The organism is Pseudomonas sp. LFS044 (genome assembly GCF_047978245.1).
In the GTDB taxonomy this organism is placed as follows: Bacteria; Pseudomonadota; Gammaproteobacteria; order Pseudomonadales; family Pseudomonadaceae; genus Aquipseudomonas.
The window spans coordinates 199,601-216,262 of the sequence record NZ_JBFPFX010000007.1 but is presented as its reverse complement, the minus strand read 5'-3'; the positions used below and the strand labels follow the sequence as shown (position 1 = coordinate 216,262).

Genomic DNA, 16,662 nt, shown 5'->3' with positions numbered 1-16,662 from the left:
GGGTACATCCAGGGTATTAGCCGGGCTTGAGAGCCCGGGACTCGTTATTCACCGACGCTGATCTTCAGGCCGGCCGCTATCGCAAAGGGTGCCAGTGTGACTGCCAGGGCCGTGAGGCTGGCCAGCCAGAGCAGATGGCCGGTGGCCGGCATATTCTGCAATGCCGCCTGCAACGCACCACTGCCCAGGATCAACACAGGGATATATAACGGCAGAATCAGCAACGCCAGCAGCAACCCGCCGCGCTTCAGGCCCACCGTCAACGCCGCACCAACCGCGCCCAGCAGGCTCAACACCGGCGTGCCCAGCAGCAGCGAGCCGAGCAACACCGGCAGGCAATGGCTCGGCAGCCCCAGCATCAATGCCAGCAGTGGCGCCAACAATACCAGCGCCAGCCCGGAAAAGATCCAGTGTGCCAGGACCTTGGCCAGCACCAGCAGCGCCAGCGGGTGCGGTGACAACACCCATTGCTCCAGGGAGCCGTCCTCGAAATCGCTGCGGAACAGCCCGTCCAACGACAGCAGCACGGCCAGCAAGGCCGCGACCCAGACCAAGCCTGGCGACAAGGTTTGCAACAATTGGCTTTCCGGGCCAACCGCCAGCGGGAACAGCGCCACCACGATGGCGAAGAACACCAGTGGGTTGGCCAGCTCTGCCGGCCGGCGGAACAACAGCCGCGCTTCGCGGCGCAGCAACAGAATGAATACGCTCATGCCGCCCATTGCCCCAGGTTCAATTCGCGGTAGCCGGAAGGCTTGCGATCGAGACTGTGATGGGTGGTCAGCACCACGGTGCCGCCCTGCTCGCAATGGGCCGCCAGGTGCGCTTCGAGCTGAGCCACGCCCTGCTTGTCGAGGGCCGTGAACGGCTCGTCGAGAATCCACAGTGGCGGGCTGTCCAGGTACAGCCGGGCCAATGCCACCCGGCGCTGCTGGCCGGCAGACAGGGTATGGCAGGGTACGTCTTCGAAACCGCGCAGGCCGACGGCCGCCAGCGCAGCCCAGATCACCTCGGTGCTGGCCGGCTGGTGCAGCGCGCACAACCACGCCAGGTTTTCCTCGGCGGTGAGCAGGTCCTTGATGCCCGCAGCATGGCCGATCCACAGCAGGATGCTGGCCAAGGCATGCCGTTGTTCGGCCAATGGCTTGCCGCCCAGCAGGATCTGCCCGGCGGTCGGCTGCATCAGCCCGGCCAACAGGCGCAGCAGGCTGGTCTTGCCGCTGCCGTTGGGGCCACTGATCTGCAGCATGTCGCCCGGGCGCAACTCGAAATCGAGGTGCTCGAACAGCAGGCGCCAGTCGCGCTCGCAGGCCAGGCCTGCGGCTTGGAGGTGAAGGGTCACGGATTCGCCTTATGCAAATTGAACGAACGGTCGATGCATTTACCTGCGCTTGCTTCTGGGCTGAGAAGGGCAGCACGCATTATTACATCCATGGCAACGCTGCCAAGCGATAGATCCGCATGATTGTATACAGTCATGCCTGAGATCAACAAAACCATTCGTTGCACCAGGCATGCGCAACAAGCACAGCCTGACCTGACAATTCTGACAGTTGTGCCGTTTTTTTGCGCCGGTCATGCTCGAACTGGGCCATTCATCGGAGAGACGAAATGAACTCGGTACCTCAGCAGACTGCGGATGACATCATCAACTGGGCGCAGGGCCGTCCTTCGGAAGGAAGCTTTCTCAGGGGCAGTATGGCAATAGTTGCCTACGACACCGATACGCTTAACCTTCTACTGACAAGGCTCCAGGAATCCCAGCACGATTGGCCGGAAAAAGTGATCAACGGCATCGACACGATTACCCCAGGGCAAACCTGGCGAGCCGTTTCTTCGACGCTCGGCCGGGGCCGTCTGATCGTCGACAAAACGACGCTGGCGGACACCATACTGACCATACGCGAACCGATCACCTGGCGTATGGAGACGGAGCTGTCTCGATCGGATGGCCATCCTTTGCGAACCCCCTTCAAGATCACGATTCTTCCCAGCGGGGGTCAGTATCTCAATACCGAATACTACGCAGCTGAAAACAGCGCCATCCTTGCGGAGGATGGTGCCATAAGCCTGGGCTGGGGCCACGCACCACGTTTTTTCCTCAGCGATGCGCAAGGCAGTAATCGTGACGAGGAGGGTGCAAGGGGCCTGGCCACACACTTGCGCAATGCCCCTGACCAGACGTTCACGCTGAAGAAAGGCCGACCCTTTGCCGGCGTGAAACCCGTGAACCTTTTCATACGCACGCATCGGGCCAGCGCAGACGCCCACCAGACACTGGTACATGTGGCCGCACCCGACGCCAATCCCACGCTACCTGACCCTAACGGCCAGAAATACCTTATCGTTACCAAGAATCTCTTAATTCCATGGCGGCTCCCCTACCTGGCTACCACGTTTTTCTCCACGTCCCAGATGCGTGCGTCAGGTTTCAGCACGGAAGGTATTGAGTACCTGTGCGACCTGTTGGCTGGGGGCATGGTCGAGTCATTCAAGCTTGCTGAAAGGGATACCGCTGTTAGGCAAGAAAGTGTGGGCATTTACGCATATTCTGAGCCACTCCTTGAGAGTAACACCCGGCGGCGCGCGGATTATGCTGCCAATCCTGTCTTCATCGTACACAATGAAGGCGCCGGGGCCTATAAACTGGAGACTTTCCCTCCCACCGATTCAGCGACTTGGGAATTGCGCAATCCAGCAGTGGGAACCTTGCTGAATACTGATAAGCAATGGAAGTACGTTCCGCCTGCTCCCGACGCTTCGACGGCTTACGACGAGGGTAAAACCAACGTGCCCTGCGCACTTAAAGCCAGTCTCCCAGAGCTTCCCCTGAGCGTCGACACCCTGGTATGCAAAGTCGGCCAGGAGCCATCTCTTTGCTATCACACGGTGTTGCATACCGCACCGACCCACTTCTTTCAAGCCGACGAACATCAGGGCAACTTGCGTTTATCAATGTTCTATCACCCGCGCGGTGGGGGGAATCCAGTGGTGGTGGACCCCGCTACCATTGAATGGACGTTTCTCGTCGGTGAAGGCACAGTCGATGAACGAGGCGTCGTCATCCTTTCCGACAGCGCAGCTACTCGCTTGACGGTGCTGGCGGCCATTGAACCTGACGAACGTAAATGGTACTGGTGTTGGATAGTAATCCCGGCCCAGTTCAGCGTGAGTGAACTCATCGAACTGTACAAGGGATCGTGACCTATCATCACTCTCCCAAGCAACGCTTCAAGTCATCGATCTTGCTGCCGTTACCCTGACAAGAATGCTCCAGATTCGTGGGGTCGCCGCTTGGCCGCCCCACTCGACAAATTGCGGTAAGCAAAAATGACTGACATCAATGGCCTCAACGCATCAACCGCCATCGGTCACCAGGCGGTCAAGGTCGCAATGGCCGGTGAGTTGTTAAGGTTGTCCCAGGCCCAACCCGGCCTGCTGAAACCCGGTGAGACGGCGCAGGCCGAAGTGCTGACCTTGCGTCAGACCGGTAGCACCTTCCAGCTGGTGCTGCAGGTGATCCAGGCCAATGGCACCCAGACCCAGGTCCAGGCCAATGCCAGCCAGCCGATTGCGCCAGGCAGCCAGATCACCGTCAGCCAGCCGCAAAGCAACCGCCTGGCGGTGATGGTGCAACAGGCCAGTGCCAGCAATGTCGCCACCCTGGTCCAGCTCGATACCAGCAAGGTCCCAGTGGGCACCTTGCTGCAGGGCAAGGTCCTGACCAACCAGCCGTTGCCGCAAAACCCAGGGCAAGCTGCCAGCTTCCGCTCGCTGGTGAGCCTGCTCAACACCGCCCAGGCCGGCGCCACACTGACCATCGACAGCCCTCGCCCGCTGCCGGTCGGCAGCCTGCTCAGCGCCCTGGTGCAAGGCGACCAGTCGCTGCGCTTCATGCCGCTCAGTGGGCGCCAAGGCCAGTTGAACATCGCCCAGCAGTTGCTCACCCAGCAAGGCCGCCAGGCGTCCCTGCCCGGCCTGCTCAACGCCCTGCAGCAGCTTGCCAGCAGCGCGAGCAGCGATGGCGAAGTGCGCAGCAGCGCCAACAGCCTGCTGGCAAGCCTGCCGGATGCTCGCCAGCTCAGCGACGGTAGAGCACTCGCCCAGGCCCTGAACAACAGTGGCGTTTTCCTTGAGGCCAAGCTGCTCGGCGGCTTCAGCGCCGACATGGCCAGCGACCTCAAGTCTCAACTGCTGCGGCTGGTGGCCCAGGCCTCGGCGAACGCGCCGAGCAACCCGCTGACCGCCTCCGCCACCCTGGCCCAGGCCTTGCCGGCCATGGCCCGCAACGCGCTAGGCATGCTCGACCGGGTCAGCCCGCGGACACCGTCCGGGGCCTTTCCGCTGCCCTCGCGGCTGCTGCAGGCCATGGAATACGAAAGCGATCTGCAGCAACTGTTGCGCCTGGCCGCTGCTGCGATTTCGCGCCTGCAAAGCCACGCCCTGAGCAGCCTGCAGCAATCAGGCACGCTGGATAACGGCAATCTGCAGACTACCTGGCAGACGGAGATCCCGGTACGCCACGGCCAAGACTTCATCCCCTTGCAGATGAAGTTGCAGCGCGAACAAACGCCAGAGCAGCAGGCCGAGCGCAAGCGCGGGCGACAAGACCCACTGCAGGCGCTGTGGCGCATCGACCTTGCCTTCGACCTGGCTCCGCTTGGCCCCCTGCAAGTCCAGGCGCAACTGAGCCAAGGGCGGTTGTCGGGCCAGCTGTGGGCTGAACGTGAACAGACCGCGCAACTGATAGACAAACAGCTCGGTGAACTGCGTGGATGCCTGCTGGCTCGCGGCTTGGTTGTCGGTGACCTGGAGTGCCATGCAGGCATCCCACCGCAGGGCCCGCACACCCGGGTGGAACAACGCTGGGTGGACGAAACCGCATGAGTGACACCACACTGCGCCAGGCCATCGCCTTGAGCTACGACGGCCAACAGGCGCCAACGCTCACCGCCAAAGGCGACGACGATCTGGCCGAGGCCATCCTCGCGATCGCCCGAGAGCATGAAATTCCAATCTATGAAAACGCCGAGCTGGTTCGCCTGCTGGCGCGCCTTGAGCTGGGCGAGCAGATCCCCGAGGCACTGTACCTGACCATCGCCGAGATCATCGCCTTTGCCTGGCGACTGCGCGGCAAAGTGCCGGTCGGCTTCGACGATGCGCCTGCAGCCGAGCGCGATATCACCCCGGCACCGCCGCTGCTGCCTGGCGCTGGGCTTTAACTATCTACCGCCACCCGGCACTGCCATGCGCCCACCCTTGTCAGCCTCGCAAACAAGGTGACCGCCATGATCGACAGCAAAATCAACGCCGACGGCGTGCAGTTCGTAGTAGACCATCTGGCCAATGTGCCACGCCCGGACCGTGAAGCCAACCGCCTGATCCGCCAGTGGCTGGCCGGGCAAGGTGTGGATATCGACCCCGATCAGGTCGATGTGGTCACACTCCATTACCGGCCCGATGAACAGGGCTACCTGGCAACGGTCCAGCAGGCCCAGAGCATGACCCAGGCCCTGCTCGGCAACTGGCAGGGCGAATCCGCCAACAACCTGTTCGGCGCCTTGTTCGCAGCGCCGTGGGCTGGGGCTTTTCCGCAAGGGCCGCTGAGGCTGGTCGAGCGCCTGCCGGCGCCGAGCTTCAGCTATCAGGGTGCTGCATTCGAAGTCTACAACGGGCTGTTCAAGCGCACCGAGCCCGCCCGTTACGATGCCTCGACGCACGTGCAGATCCCGGCCGAAGCCTTCCAGCGCTTCATCGAGCAACTGGATTTTCATGGCCCGTTCAAAGCCATGCTCGACACCTACTGGCAGCAGCACCAGGACAATCATCGCCTGGCCGGTAAGCTCAATTTCATCGCGGCCTGCAACGCCCAGGTCAGCCAGGGCCGCCTCAGCGATGCCGCCCGCAAACTGGCCTGGCGAGCCGCCGGGCTCATGCCGCGACGCCGCAAAATTCGGTTGAGCACGCTGAACATCTATGGCTACGCGGCCACCGATCTGTTGTACATCAATGACCCCGACAGCGATCTGACCCTGCTGTACATGCCAGGTAACAGCTCGCCTTTGCTTGAATTCGAAAGCGAAAACCTACTCAAGGACTGGGTGGGCGATCAGTGCAAGGACCCTACCCGGCGCGAGGCACTCAAGCAGCACTTCAGGCTCGCCGACCGCCCCCCAGGCCTCGATTTCAGTGGTCTGGACACGGCCCTCGAGGGCCTTGGCGATTATCCAAACCGGCACCGACTGCCGCCTGAACATGGCTTTTTCAACGATGATGGCGTCTGGGCACCCAGAACCTATGTGAACTACAAACCTGGCAAATACAACCCCAAACTGACCGGGGATATGTTCGCGGCCTTGAGCGAGCGCCAGCGCCAGCGCAGTTACGACGATGCAGACTTTGTCATCAGAACATATCGATGAGCCCCGCCGAGACCGCCTTGACGACCGCCTGCACCTTGTTGGTCGCGCCAAGCTTCACGAGGACGTTGTTGACGTGAAAAGTCACCGTCCGCTCCGCGATGCCGAGGATCTGACCGATCTCGCATGCCGTCTTGCCTTCGGCGGTCCAGCACAGCACTTCGCGTTCCCGCGCCGTCAGCACGACGCTTGCCGCTGGCGCGAGCTTCGGCACCATGAAGCCGCTCATCAGCGAATGTGACAGGTTCGCGAGCCAGTGGGTCTGCAGCGTGAGCATGTCGATTTCGGCAGGCGTGAGGCGATCCGCATGGCGCGCGATGCTCAGCAGGCCGAACGCGCCGCGCGCGGCCCAGCTCGACTGCGCGATGCCGACCGACAACCCGGCCTCGCGCGCATCTTCCCACAACGGGCATGGCGCGACCTCGTCGACGTCCGGCCAGACGATCATGTTGGTGGTGAGCGCACCGTCGCGGACCGTCGAATCGATCTTGATGTAGTCCTGCGCCTGATAGTGCGCCATCCAGCCGTCCGGATAGGTGTCGAAGATCGCGACGGCCGATTTCGACACGGGCAGCGGCACCCGGATTCCGTAACAGCAGTATTCGAAGCCCAGGCGCTTCGAATACGCGGCGATCCGCTGGAAGAGCTGCTGCTCGTTCTCCGCGGCGCTGAATTGATGGTAGGCGTCCTGCCAGCGCAGCTCCATTACCACCGATAGCCAGGTAACCAAGGGCAAATGGCGTGGCTACCTCACCAATACCCTCAACCTGCTGGCACCCCTGTGCCTGGTAGTTCCAGGGCTGGCACCGCTGCTGGCGATCGGAGGCATTGCCCAGCTGGGCCTGGGCCTGGACCAGGTGATCAATGGCGGCAGCCTGAAAGCCAAGCAGGACGGTGTTGGCGACATAGCCTGGGGGCTGTTCAACGCCGCACCGCTGGCGATAGAAGGTACGGCAAGCATCAAGGCACTGTTCGAATTCAAAAGTGACGGTTTTGTCATGCCACGCGAGGTCAACGGGCAGTTCGGCTATCCGTTGAGCCCGACCAGTCCACCGCGGCTACCAGAGCCAGAGGGAGCGGTCTATTTTCACAACCACTACCCCATCGCGCCGCTTGCCGAAGGCGACCCGGATATTGCCGGAGCAGTGGTACGTGTACCGCGCTACGATGGCGAACTCGATACCCTCGACGCCAGCATCGAGGGCTACAACGCGCATGTGGTCTACGACCTGGAGCGGGATGCATTCATTCGCGAGGGCGACCTGAACGACGTCAACCCGCCAGCATTCATCGCCGTCCCCAACAGCCGCGACCTGGTCGCCCTCAAAATGCCCCGCCCAGTGACCGACGCCATGCGCACCCGCAGCCTGCGTGCCATGGGTATCGATTTGCCGCTGCCGGTGCATGTCCCGACACTGGCGCCAGAAAGCGCGCCAATTCCCAAACGGATATCCAGCCTGTGGGTCGGCGACAACGTCATCAGCGAACCATTACTGGCGAACCTTGCCGCCAACGCTGAGCGCCTCAGCGACAGTGAATACAGCCTACGGCTGTTCCTGTCGAAGGCCTCGCCTACAGCCTATGAACAAAATGCAAGCCTGCTGGCAGCCCGGGCGCCCGGCCTGCAGGTGCTTCCACTTGAAGAGCAGGCTTTCTTCCGAGCGTTCCGCCAGAGCCGCTATCACGCGCAATACGAGGCAGCACTGGATGGCAATGGGGGCATTGCGACCAACTACGCCTCGGCCTCCGATGTTCTGCGTTATCCGATGCTGCATCACGAAGGCGGTTTGTACATGGATGTCGACGATTCGTTGCTGGCAGCCGGGGAGCACCCCGAGATCATCAATGGACAGCCGGTAGGGCAGCCCAGCGAATCGATCGATCAGGTGGCGCTGCACACCGGGCCCAGTGGCCTGCTGCTGGCACCCCCCATGTCCAACGAGAAAATGAGCATGAACTGTCTGTACAACACCAGCCTCATCGGCAGTCACCCAGGCAACCCAGTGCTCGAGGCGATTTCCGAGGAAATGCTCGCACGTTATCAGACCGCCACAGACTTCTACGACAGCCGCCCGAGCCTGGCGCAGGACCCGGCGGGTTTTTACCGCTATGCCAGCAAACTCAGCTATATGACCGGCCCAGCGCTGGTCACCGAGGTCGTCGACCGCCACCTGCTGGGCCTGCGTACCCTGCGCCAGATCATCAACCTGCACACCATGCCGCGTATCAATACCTATAGCTTCATCGACGTTGCACAGGCCAACGCAGCGCTGAGAAAGCTCCTGCCCCTGAACCGTTTTGCCAAGGTCGGCGGCAACCACTCGTGGGTGAATAACTGAGATGACGTCCGTAACGCTTCCCTCCACCCCCTCGTCAGCGATTGGCCAGGCAGGCGTACGTCATGTCACGTCTCTGCTCAGCCGTGTGCCCCGTCCCGATCGTCAAGCCGGCGCTGCAATAGGCGCGGGGCACGACAGCAGAACCTCGACCTGGCCCCCGATACCTCCCAACCGCCGTCAAGGAGCCCGGTGCAGCTTGCTCATCAGCTCCGCCTCGGCCTGGGTCAGCCCGCAGGTTTCGGTCAGTTCCGAAATGCTCGCGCCCATGCCCACCAGCTTGGCTGCCTGGCTGAAGGTGACATTGCTCGGGTCACGTTGCTCCAGGCGCTCCAGCCGGTCGGGCACAGTGGCCACCTCGGTGCGCAATGCGTGGATGGCTTCGCCCATGCGCACGGTGCCGTTCTGGTAGTCATCCAGGCGCTTGGCCAGGTCCTTGATGCGCTGGTCACGCAGCGCATCACCCTGGGCCTGCTGGGCAGCCAGCTCGCGCTGGCGCTTGCTGTAGTTGAGGAAAAACCACAGGCTCAGCGCCCACAGCAGCGCCAGGAAGATGACAGCAACCTCGAAAATCAACTCAGATGTTCTCCAGCTCGGACCACTCTTCCTCGGTCATCATCTTGTCCAGCTCTACCAGGATCAGCAGCTCGCCGTTCTTGTTGCACACGCCCTGGATGAACTTGGCAGACTCTTCATTACCCACGTTCGGCGCAGTCTCGATCTCCGACTGGCGCAGGTAGACCACCTCGGCCACGCTGTCGACCAGGATGCCGACCACTTGCTTGTCGGCCTCGATGATGACGATACGGGTGTTGTCGGTCACCTCGGTGGGCATCAGGCCGAAGCGCTGACGGGTATCGATCACCGTCACCACGTTGCCACGCAGGTTGATGATGCCCAGCACGTAGCTGGGCGCGCCCGGTACCGGGGCGATCTCGGTGTAACGCAGCACTTCCTGCACCTGCATCACATTGATGCCGTAGGACTCGTTGTCCAGCCGGAAGGTTACCCACTGCAGGATCGGATCTTCAGAACCCTGTGCAGACGACTTTTTCATTCCCCTAGCCCTCAAAATCCGCCAATGGCGGTGTGTTCGCAGTTATTTGTGTTTGGCATGCAGCTGTTTGACCGCGCCACTGGCGATCAGCTCGGCCAGTTCGGCGACGTCCAGCAGCGCACACATGTGTTCGATCACCGTGCCGGCCAGCCACGGGCGCTGGCCACGCTGGCTGCGCCACTTGATCTCGGACGGGTCCAGGCGCAGCGAGCGGCTGACCTGGTGCACCGCCAGCCCCCATTCATAGCCCTGGACGGAAATCACGTAATGCAGGCCCTGGCGAAAATCGTCGCGGTAGCGGTCGGGCATCACCCAACGTGCGGTGTCCAGTACCTTCAGGTTGCCCGCCTGGCAGGTCAGGATGCCGAGAAACCAGTCAGGCTGGCCGAACAGCGGCGTCAGCTCCTGGCCTTGCAGGCTGTAGATCGAACCCAGGCACACCAGCGGCACCGCCAGGGTCAGCCCGGCGACGTCGAACAGCAGGCACTCGAACGGCTCGGCAGCCCAGGCCGGTCGACCGTCGAGCGTGGCGGGCGGTGCTGGCACATCCGGCGCAGGCAGGTACACTTCGACCAGCGGCGCGACCGGTTCAGGGGCCCGGACCTCAGTCAGGACGGGGATGCTGGCCTCGGCCACCACCTCGGCCTCGACCACCGCCACCACCGGCTCTTCGACAGGCAAAACCGTTGGCAGAACCTTCAGCTGCGGTTCGGCGAAAGGCTTCGCAACGCTGCTGGCAACAGGGGCCTGCTGGCGCACATCACGGGCCTGCTCCTCGCGCACGGCGGCGGCAAACTCGTCGCTCGCAGCGGGCAGATCAAGAATGTCCTCAGCCTCGGTGGCTTCCTGCAGCAGGCCATCGAGATACGACTGCAGCGCCAGTTGCGGCCGGGTGCCGGTCTTCACGGTCATGACGCCACCTGCACGGCAGTCTTGTAGGTGAGCAGGTGCTTGAGCAGCGCCCGGTAGGCGATCACGCCGCGGCTCTTGCCATCGAACTGTGACGGCGTGACGCCGTTGCGGCTGGCATCGCGCAAGCGTGTGTCGACCGGGATATAGCCCTGCCATACCTGCTGTTCATAGGTATCGCGCAGCACCTTGAGGGTGCCCAGCGAGGCCTGGGTACGGCGGTCGAACAGGGTCGGCACGATCTGGTACGGCAAGGCCTGCTTGCGCGAACGGTTGATCATGGCCAGCGTGCCGATCATCCGCTCCAGGCCCTTGACTGCCAGGAACTCGGTCTGCACCGGGATCACCAACTGCTGGCTGGCAGCCAGGGCATTGACCATCAGCACGCCGAGCAGCGGCGGGCTGTCGATCAAGGCAAAGTCGAAATCCTGCCACAACTGCGCCAGACTCTTGGCGACCACCAGGCCCAGGCCACTCTGCCCGGGCGACTGACGCTCCAGCACCGCCAGTGCGGTGCTCGACGGCAGCAGCGAGATGCGCTCGTGACTGGTAGGCAGCAGCAGTTGCCCGGGCAGGCCGTCAGGCACCTGGCCCTTGTGCAGGAACAAGTCGTAGCAGCTGTGCTCCAGGGCATCGGGGTTGTGCCCGAAATAGCTGGTCATCGAGCCGTGGGGGTCGAGGTCGACGACTACCACGCGCTTGCCCGCCTCGGCCAGCAGGCCGGCCAGGGCGATGGTGGTGGTGGTCTTGCCGACCCCGCCTTTTTGATTGGCTACTGCCCAGACTCTCATAGGACAACTCTTGATTCATTGATGCCGCGGCCCCCTGTGGGAGCCGGCTTGCCGGCGATCACCGGCAGCGCCGGTGCCACATACCGCGTTGCCTGCATCGCCGGCAAGCCGGCTCTCACCGGGTATGGGGCGACAGAGAATTGACGAGTCACTGCCCCGCCGTCGTTACTGGCGTTGCCGGTGCACTTTGTGTGCCAGCACGGCGCAAGGCGGCGTCCGGGGTGGCGTTGGCCGTGCCGGAGCCGGTCAAACTGCGGCGTACTTCGAGGTTGCGGGAAATCACCAGCACCACTCGGCGGTTGCGCGCACGGCCTTCGGCCGTGTCGTTGCTGGCCACCGGCTGATATTCGCCATAACCTACCGACGCCATGCGCCCGGGGTTCACCCCTTCCATCGCCAGCAGGCGCACGATGCTCGCTGCACGCGCCGACGACAACTCCCAGTTGGTCGGGTACTGCGCCGTGCGGATCGGCAGGTTGTCGGTAAAGCCCTCGACGTGCACCGGGTTGGCGAACGGTTTGAGGATGTTCGCGACCTTTTCGATGATGTCGAACGCCTTGTCGCTGGGCATGGCATCACCGCTGCCGAACAGCAACGACGAGTTGAGCTCGATCTCCACCCACAGCTCGTTGCCGCGCACGGTCATCTGGTCGGACTTGATCAAGTCGCCGAACGCATCGCGCACGTCGTCGCTGATGGTTTTCAGTGGGTCCACGCTGTTCTGCGCAAGGCCCGCATCAATCTGTTCGCTGTCCTTGATCAACGGCTCGGCCGGCTTGACGCTAAGCGGCTGCTCATCGCCGATGGGGATCGGCTTCATGCTCCGCTCAGGGTCGTTGAACACCCCCAGCAGCGCTTGCGAGATGACCTTGTACTTGCCCTCGTTGATCGAGGAAATCGAATACATGACCACGAAAAAGGCGAACAGCAAGGTGATGAAGTCGGCGTACGACACCAGCCAGCGCTCGTGGTTTTCGTGTTCCTCGGTATGACGACGGCGACGCATGGGTTACTCCATGAAGCCTTGCAGCTTCAGCTCGATCGAGCGCGGGTTTTCACCCTCGGCAATCGACAACAAGCCCTCAAGCAGCATCTCGCGGTAGCGCGACTGGCGAATGACGATGGCCTTGAGCTTGTTGGCGACGGGCAGCAGGATCAGGTTGGCGCTGGCTACGCCGTAAATGGTGGCAACGAAGGCCACGGCAATGCCGTTACCCAGCTGAGAAGGGTCGGCCAGGTTGCCCATCACATGGATCAGGCCCATGACCGCACCGATGATACCGATGGTCGGCGCGTAGCCGCCCATGCTTTCGAACACTTTGGCTGCCTGGATATCGCGGCCTTCCTGGGTGAGGAAATCCACCTCCAGGATGCTGCGGATCGATTCGGGTTCGGCGCCATCGACCAGCAACTGCAAGCCCTTGCGCGCGTACGGGTCGGGCTCGGCATCGGCCACGCCCTCCAGGCCCAGCAGGCCCTCCTTGCGTGCCGTCAGGCTCCAGTTCACCACGCGGTCGATGCCGCCAGCCAGGTCGACCCGCGGCGGGAAGATGATCCAGCGCAAGATCTGCAAGGCACGCTTGAACGACGCCAGCGGCGACTGCAACAGCGCCGCTGCAAGGGTACCGCCAAGCACGATCAACGCCGCCGGGCCATTGAGCAGCGCACCCACGTGCCCGCCTTCGAGGAAGTTGCCGCCGACAATGGCAACGAACGCCAGAATCAGGCCAATCAGGCTCAAAACATCCATCAGACGCAGGCCTCGACCAGGTGCTTGCCAATTTCATCCAGGCTGTACACCGCATCGGCCAGGTTGGCCTTGACGATGGCCATGGGCATGCCATAGATCACGCAGCTGGCTTCATCTTGGGCCCACACGGTGCTACCGCCTTGCTTGAGCAGGCGCGCGCCTTCCCGGCCGTCGGCACCCATGCCGGTGAGCACCACCGACAGTACCTTGTCGCCGTACGACTTGGCCGCCGAGCCGAAGGTGATGTCCACGCACGGCTTGTAGTTCAGGCGCTCGTCACCGGGCAGGATCTTCACCGTGCCACGCCCATCGATCATCATCTGCTTGCCGCCGGGCGCCAACAGGGCCAGGCCCGGGCGCAACACGTCGCCATCCTCGGCTTCCTTGACGCTGATCCTGCACAGCTTGTCGAGGCGCTCGGCAAATGCCTTGGTGAACGCCGCCGGCATGTGCTGGATGAGCACGATCGGCGCCGGGAAGTTGCCAGGCAGCTGCGTCAGCACCCGTTGCAGGGCGACCGGGCCGCCGGTGGACGTACCGATGGCCACCAGCTTGTAGGGCTTGCGCTTGGGCGCTGGCGAATGCGTTGGCGAGTGTGCGGGTGCCGGGGCCGTTGCACGGGCTGGCGCTGCCGCACGCGCCGGGGCGTGGCTGGCAAGGCTGCTGGCCGGGGCGTGGGCTACGCTGGCCGGGGCTGGCGCGGTGACCGGCGCGGGGCTTGCGTAACCGCCAAAGCGGCGGTTGCTGCGCGAAAGGGTATGTACCTTTTCGCACAGCATCTGCTTGACCTTTTCCGGGTTGCGCGAAATGTCTTCGAAGTTCTTCGGCAGGTAATCCACCGCACCGGCATCCAGCGCGTCGAGGGTTACCCGGGCGCCTTCGTGGGTCAGCGAGGAGAACATCAACACCGGCGTCGGGCAGCGCTGCATGATGTGCCGCACGGCGGTGATGCCATCCATCATGGGCATTTCGTAGTCCATGGTGATGACATCAGGTTTGAGCGCCAGTGCCTGGTCGATCGCTTCCCTGCCATTGGTCGCGGTACCCACGACCTGGATCGTCGGGTCCGCCGAGAGGATTTCCGAGACGCGGCGGCGGAAGAAACCGGAATCATCCACCACCAGGACCTTGACTGCCATAAACACTCCATTAGGTGGCGCAGCCCGCCAGGGCGCGCCACCGAAATCAAATACGCCGCGCCGCGTAACGCTTGAGCATGCTCGGTACGTCGAGGATCAGCGCAATGCGACCGTCACCGGTGATGGTGGCGCCGGACATGCCCGGGGTGCCCTGCAGCATCTTGCCCAGCGGCTTGATCACCACCTCTTCCTGGCCCACCAACTGGTCGACCACGAAGCCGATACGCTGGGTACCGACCGAGAGGATCACCACATGGCCCTCGCGCTGTTCTTCATGCACCTGGCCCTGGACCAGCCAGCGCTTGAGGTAGAACAGCGGCAGTGCCTTGTCGCGCACGATCACCACTTCCTGGCCGTCGACCACGTTGGTGCGCGACAGGTCGAGGTGGAAGATCTCGTTGACGTTGACCAGCGGGAAGGCGAACGCCTGGTTGCCCAGCATCACCATCAGGGTCGGCATGATCGCCAGGGTCAACGGCACCTTGATGACGATCTTCGAACCCTGGCCCTTGGCCGAGAAGATGTTGATCGAGCCGTTGAGCTGGGAAATCTTGGTCTTAACCACGTCCATGCCGACACCACGGCCGGACACGTCGGAAATTTCCGTTTTGGTCGAGAAGCCTGGGGCGAAGATCAGGTTGTAGCAGTCCGACTCGCTCAGGCGCTCGGCGGCGTCCTTGTCCATCAGGCCCTTTTCCACGGCCTTGGCACGCAGGATGTTCGGGTCCATGCCCTTGCCGTCGTCCGAGATCGACAACAGGATGTGATCGCCTTCCTGCTCGGCCGACAGCACCACACGGCCCGTGCGCGCCTTGCCCGAGGCTTCACGCTCGTCAGGCATTTCGATACCGTGGTCGACCGCGTTGCGCACCAAGTGCACCAGCGGGTCGGCCAGGGCCTCGACCAGGTTCTTGTCCAGGTCGGTTTCTTCACCGACCAGCTCCAGGTTGATCTCTTTCTTGAGCTGGCGAGCCAGGTCACGAACCAGGCGCGGGAAGCGGCCGAAAACTTTCTTGATCGGCTGCATGCGGGTTTTCATCACCGCGGTCTGCAGGTCGGCAGTGACCACGTCGAGGTTCGACACGGCCTTGGACATGGCCTCGTCGCCGCTGTTCAGGCCCAGGCGTACCAGGCGGTTACGCACCAGCACCAGTTCGCCGACCATGTTCATGATCTCGTCCAGGCGCGCGGTGTCGACGCGTACCGTGGTTTCCGCTTCGCTGACCGCATGCTTCTCGGCCGCCGGTGCCGGGGCACGGGCGGGTGCGGCGGGCTTGGCTGCAGCGGCAGGTGCCGGTTTGGCCACGGGCTGGCTTTGCGGCTTGGCAGCCACGGGCGCAACAACGGCAGCTGGCGCCTCGGAGGCGACGGTGTCGCCGGAGAACTTGCCTTTGCCGTGCAACTGATCGAGCAGCGCTTCGAACTCGTGCTCGCTGATTTCTTCGCTGCTGGCAGCCGCCGGCGCATCGCTTGCCACCGCTGGGCTGGCGGCCGGCAACGCATCGGCCTGGAACGTGCCTTTGCCATGCAGCTGGTCGAGCAGCGACTCGAATTCTTCGTCGGTGATCTCGTCACTTGCCGGGGCGCTGGCAGTGACCACCACCGGCTCGCTGGCGACGACCTCGGGCGAGAACTGGCCTTTGCCATGCAATTGGTCGAGCAGCGATTCGAACTCGGCGTCGGTGATCTCATCGCCGGCGCCGGTCAGGGTTTCGCCCTGCAGCTGCTGTTCGGCAGCGGCGGCTTCGGCCTTGACGGCGTCAAGCGAGTCGAGCAGCTGTTCGAATTCGGTATCGGTAATATCCGCCTCGGCGGCAGGCTCCGCCTGCACAGGTGCAGCCTCCACCACCGGCGCAGCGGCCTGGGCACTGCCCGGCTCGGCGAGCCGCGCCAGGGCTGCCAGCAACTCGGGCGTGGCCGGGGTCACTTCGCTGCGTTCGCGCACCTGGCCGAACATGCTGTTGACCGTGTCCAGTGCTTCGAGCACCACGTCCATCAGTTCAGCGTCAACCCGGCGCTCACCCTTGCGCAGGATGTCGAATACGTTCTCGGCGATATGGCAGCACTCCACCAGCTCGTTGAGCTGGAGGAAGCCGGCGCCCCCTTTTACAGTGTGGAAACCGCGAAAAATGGCATTGAGCAGGTCGGCATCGTCGGGCCGGCTTTCCAGCTCGACCAGTTGCTCGGACAGTTGCTCAAGTATTTCGCCGGCTTCTACCAGGAAATCCTGAAGGATTTCTTCATCGGCGCCGAAGCTCATC

14 protein-coding genes and 2 pseudogenes are annotated in these 16,662 nt (G+C 62.9%); 5 read left to right on the top strand and 11 right to left on the bottom strand.

What is annotated here, in order from left to right:
• Positions 1 to 44: 44 nt before the first annotated feature.
• Entirely contained in the window at positions 45 to 722 is a 678-nt protein-coding gene (gene ccmB, locus ACNQPL_RS08520) for a heme exporter protein CcmB (RefSeq protein WP_013973563.1), read from the bottom strand.
• Positions 710 to 1,342: a cytochrome c biogenesis heme-transporting ATPase CcmA gene (gene ccmA / locus ACNQPL_RS08515; RefSeq protein WP_346614013.1), complete on the bottom strand. Its 633-nt coding sequence runs from the start codon at positions 1,340 to 1,342 to the stop codon at positions 710 to 712. Before ccmA ends, ccmB begins: the two co-directional genes overlap by 13 nt.
• 269 nt (positions 1,343 to 1,611) lie before the next feature.
• Between ccmA and ACNQPL_RS08510 the strand changes: the two genes are divergently transcribed.
• From ACNQPL_RS08510 to ACNQPL_RS08495, 4 genes and pseudogenes are all read left to right on the top strand, one after another.
• Positions 1,612 to 3,204 carry a hypothetical protein gene (locus ACNQPL_RS08510; protein ID WP_416466436.1) on the top strand — a complete coding sequence of 531 codons (1,593 nt, stop codon included), beginning with the start codon at positions 1,612 to 1,614 and terminating at the stop codon, positions 3,202 to 3,204.
• A gap of 126 nt (positions 3,205 to 3,330) precedes the next feature.
• Positions 3,331 to 4,887: a flagellar hook-length control protein FliK gene (locus ACNQPL_RS08505; RefSeq protein ID WP_416466435.1), complete on the top strand. Its 1,557-nt coding sequence runs from the start codon at positions 3,331 to 3,333 to the stop codon at positions 4,885 to 4,887.
• On the top strand, positions 4,884 to 5,222 hold the full coding sequence (locus tag ACNQPL_RS08500) for an EscU/YscU/HrcU family type III secretion system export apparatus switch protein (RefSeq protein ID WP_346614010.1): 339 nt from the start codon (positions 4,884 to 4,886) through the stop codon (positions 5,220 to 5,222). The genes ACNQPL_RS08505 and ACNQPL_RS08500 overlap by 4 nt, the downstream gene beginning before the upstream one ends.
• Positions 5,223 to 5,288: 66 nt before the next feature.
• Positions 5,289 to 6,413 (top strand): annotated as a pseudogene (locus ACNQPL_RS08495) (dermonecrotic toxin domain-containing protein); the annotation flags it as partial.
• On the opposite strand, the gene ACNQPL_RS08490 reads toward ACNQPL_RS08495, so the two are convergent.
• Positions 6,406 to 7,125 (bottom strand): autoinducer binding domain-containing protein, encoded by a 720-nt coding sequence (locus ACNQPL_RS08490; protein WP_243567400.1) that lies wholly within the window; start codon positions 7,123 to 7,125, stop codon positions 6,406 to 6,408. The pseudogene ACNQPL_RS08495 and the gene ACNQPL_RS08490 sit on opposite strands and share 8 nt — an antisense overlap.
• Between ACNQPL_RS08490 and ACNQPL_RS08485 the strand changes: the two are divergent.
• Positions 7,124 to 8,758 (top strand): annotated as a pseudogene (locus ACNQPL_RS08485) (glycosyltransferase); the annotation flags it as partial. The gene ACNQPL_RS08490 and the pseudogene ACNQPL_RS08485 overlap by 2 nt on opposite strands.
• Before the next feature lie 177 nt (positions 8,759 to 8,935).
• Here ACNQPL_RS08485 and ACNQPL_RS08480 read toward each other — a convergent pair.
• The 8 genes from ACNQPL_RS08480 to ACNQPL_RS08445 form a co-directional block, all read right to left on the bottom strand.
• Positions 8,936 to 9,331 carry a DUF2802 domain-containing protein gene (locus ACNQPL_RS08480; protein ID WP_346614008.1) on the bottom strand — a complete coding sequence of 132 codons (396 nt, stop codon included), beginning with the start codon at positions 9,329 to 9,331 and terminating at the stop codon, positions 8,936 to 8,938.
• Position 9,332: 1 nt separating this feature from the next.
• On the bottom strand, positions 9,333 to 9,812 hold the full coding sequence (locus ACNQPL_RS08475) for a chemotaxis protein CheW (protein WP_003254393.1): 480 nt from the start codon (positions 9,810 to 9,812) through the stop codon (positions 9,333 to 9,335).
• Positions 9,813 to 9,854: 42 nt separating this feature from the next.
• Entirely contained in the window at positions 9,855 to 10,724 is an 870-nt protein-coding gene (locus ACNQPL_RS08470; protein ID WP_416466433.1) for a CheW domain-containing protein, read from the bottom strand.
• Positions 10,721 to 11,512: a ParA family protein gene (locus tag ACNQPL_RS08465; RefSeq protein ID WP_387527690.1), complete on the bottom strand. Its 792-nt coding sequence runs from the start codon at positions 11,510 to 11,512 to the stop codon at positions 10,721 to 10,723. The genes ACNQPL_RS08470 and ACNQPL_RS08465 overlap by 4 nt, the downstream gene beginning before the upstream one ends.
• A 148-nt stretch (positions 11,513 to 11,660) precedes the next feature.
• Positions 11,661 to 12,518 (bottom strand): flagellar motor protein MotD, encoded by an 858-nt coding sequence (motD, locus tag ACNQPL_RS08460; protein WP_416466432.1) that lies wholly within the window; start codon positions 12,516 to 12,518, stop codon positions 11,661 to 11,663.
• A 3-nt stretch (positions 12,519 to 12,521) separates the two neighbouring features.
• Entirely contained in the window at positions 12,522 to 13,262 is a 741-nt protein-coding gene (locus tag ACNQPL_RS08455) for a flagellar motor protein (protein ID WP_346614004.1), read from the bottom strand.
• Positions 13,262 to 14,401: a protein-glutamate methylesterase/protein-glutamine glutaminase gene (locus ACNQPL_RS08450; protein WP_416466431.1), complete on the bottom strand. Its 1,140-nt coding sequence runs from the start codon at positions 14,399 to 14,401 to the stop codon at positions 13,262 to 13,264. The genes ACNQPL_RS08455 and ACNQPL_RS08450 overlap by 1 nt, the downstream gene beginning before the upstream one ends.
• A 46-nt stretch (positions 14,402 to 14,447) precedes the next feature.
• A complete protein-coding gene (locus ACNQPL_RS08445; protein WP_416466430.1) occupies positions 14,448 to 16,661 on the bottom strand; it encodes a chemotaxis protein CheA in 2,214 nt (737 codons plus the stop codon).
• Between the last annotated feature and the right edge of the window lies 1 nt (position 16,662).